Here is a 1417-nt window from a genome sequence, read left to right as displayed (position 1 = left end):
GTGGTTTGGTTGTTCGTCATGTCCTTTACCCTTTCCTTGCCTGTTCTGCGGCGGCGCAGCGCGTTCTTGCCGTAAATCTTGCTATTTTTGCTCTAGCGATTTCAGAAGATTACCCATGAAGTTATGAGACCAAACTCCTGCCGCCTCCTGCATTTTCGCCGAGACCCGGCGTTGCCGGTCGATGAAAATCTTGCCGGCGTCCGTGCGAAGAAACGCAATGCTCGCTCTCAAATCTTCTAGCGTATAAACTTCTGCATGAATTCGATCTACTTCAGCATAAAATGCCGGAAGGGAATTCATCATCGTTGGCCTCAATTTACTCGCGATTAGCGAGTCGATTTCCGCCTCACGCTGTGGCGACTTCGCCAAAATCGCAGCCCGCATCTGCTGGAGCATCTGATCAATTATCGGTTCCAAGTTAGGCCGCGATCCCTCAAGCTCGATCAACTCATTCACGAGCGCGCGACGTTCTTGGTAATCCGCCGATTGCTGCGCCCACCCGTTCGGCGAAAGCAGAAGGATCATAGTAAAGATTATATTAATAGAAACATTACGCATCTCGGTTCTCTCTTACGAAAGATAAATAGAAATTATTCTCAAAAACCAGCTTAACGATAGATACCAGAAAACAAGTCTGGCTTTCTTCGCATGAGATCACCGACGATACTTATCGCCCATCGCTCAGAACGGACCCGCATCAGTTCATTCATCGTCTCTTTTGTTTCTTCGAGTCGCTTAGCCAGCGCTACGAGGCCCAAACGTCCAAAGTCCTGAACGTCTTGGTCGGTGAGAGGCTGCTTCGTTTGAAGACGAACCGCCCCTGGCTGATCCCCGACCTCGGCGAGCCGTCTTAACTCGTCCGTTGTAAGAACATCCGCAAGCACACCCGCGAGAATCTCTTTCATTTCCGGGAAGCGCCCTAGGATCTCAGGAACAAGTTCTTGAGACCATAGTTCTGCGGCACGCGCGCGTTTCTCGACCGGAAACTGGTCAAAATAGTTGGGAGGTGGAATTCTTATTCCGTCGTTCAATTTTTGCATCATCTGAGACTCAGACATAATGAAACTAATCGACTTTAAGGCATAAGCCACACGCTGCGGCCGGTCTGCTTGTCCGATCCCAGATGAAGACTCCGAGGCTATTGATGCCAACACGGACGGAGGTGTCTTGGTCTGGGGCGTCGCGCAACCACCCAGAAGCCCAAATGCCAAAAAACTACAACGGCCCGTTTCATCACGTTTCCCCGATCACCAGAGCAACCGTTTCGATATTCACGCGGCATATCTTTATGCCCTCTGCTTCAAATGGCGGGATTAGCCGCAATCCGTTCTTTCACCTGCGGCCCAACGATCTCAGCCATACGCCGAACCGCCGAAACCTCGGCCACAGTCGAGGGCGACCATTGCCTTCGTCAGCC

At 51.4% G+C, this 1417-nt stretch carries 2 protein-coding genes; both read right to left on the bottom strand.

What is annotated here, in order from left to right; genetic code table 11:
* Window positions 1-81: 81 nt before the first annotated feature.
* Complete coding sequence (locus VZ95_RS20590; protein WP_045777526.1) at window positions 82-558, bottom strand: DUF2059 domain-containing protein; 477 nt, start codon at window positions 556-558, stop codon at window positions 82-84.
* A gap of 50 nt (window positions 559-608) precedes the next feature.
* The gene (locus tag VZ95_RS20585) at window positions 609-1043 is read right to left on the bottom strand and encodes a hypothetical protein (protein WP_156995493.1); all 435 of its coding nucleotides are present in this window, start codon (window positions 1041-1043) and stop codon (window positions 609-611) included.
* Between the last annotated feature and the right edge of the window lie 374 nt (window positions 1044-1417).

This window comes from Elstera litoralis, from assembly GCF_000963705.1.
Lineage (GTDB): Bacteria > Pseudomonadota > Alphaproteobacteria > Elsterales > Elsteraceae > Elstera > Elstera litoralis.
The sequence above is the reverse complement of the archived record's forward strand: the minus strand, read 5'-3'. Positions and strand labels throughout refer to the sequence as shown.